Genomic DNA, 531 nt, shown 5'->3' with positions numbered 1-531 from the left:
CGGCTCGGTGTGCACGACGTTGCCGAACACCACATGGCCGACCTCGTCGCCCGACACCTGCGCGCGCGACAGCACCTCGCGCACGACCTTCGCGCCCAGCTCGGTCGGCGGGAAATCCTTGAGGCCGCCGCCGAAATCGCCGATCGCCGTCCGCACGCCGCTCACCACCACCACTTCACGCTGCATGTTGCCTCCTCATCCTCGTCATGAATGAAAAAAACGTGTAGCCGGGCGCGCGTGGCGCACGCACGTCAGCCCTGCATCAGGCGCTCGACCGCGTCCTTGCGCGGAATCGGCGCGACCGCGCCGATTCCGCGCAAGGACGCGGTCGAGCGCCTGATGCAGGGCTGACGTGCGTGCGCCACGCGCGCCCGGCTACACGTTTTTTTCATTCATGACGAGGATGAGGAGGCAACATGCAGCGTGAAGTGGTGGTGGTGAGCGGCGTGCGGACGGCGATCGGCGATTTCGGCGGCGGCCTCAAGGATTTCCCGCCGACCGAGCTGGGCGCGAAGGTCGTGCGCGAGGTGC

Annotated in this window: 1 pseudogene; it reads right to left on the bottom strand. The window is 67.6% G+C overall.

Annotation, left to right across the window (positions count from 1 at the left end):
• Positions 1-186 (bottom strand): annotated as a pseudogene (locus tag LIG30_RS02320) (acetyl-CoA C-acyltransferase); the annotation flags it as partial.
• Between the last annotated feature and the right edge of the window lie 345 nt (positions 187-531).

The organism is Burkholderia sp. lig30, assembly GCF_000687455.2.
GTDB lineage: Bacteria > Pseudomonadota > Gammaproteobacteria > Burkholderiales > Burkholderiaceae > Burkholderia.
The sequence above is the reverse complement of the archived record's forward strand: the minus strand, read 5'-3'. Positions and strand labels throughout refer to the sequence as shown.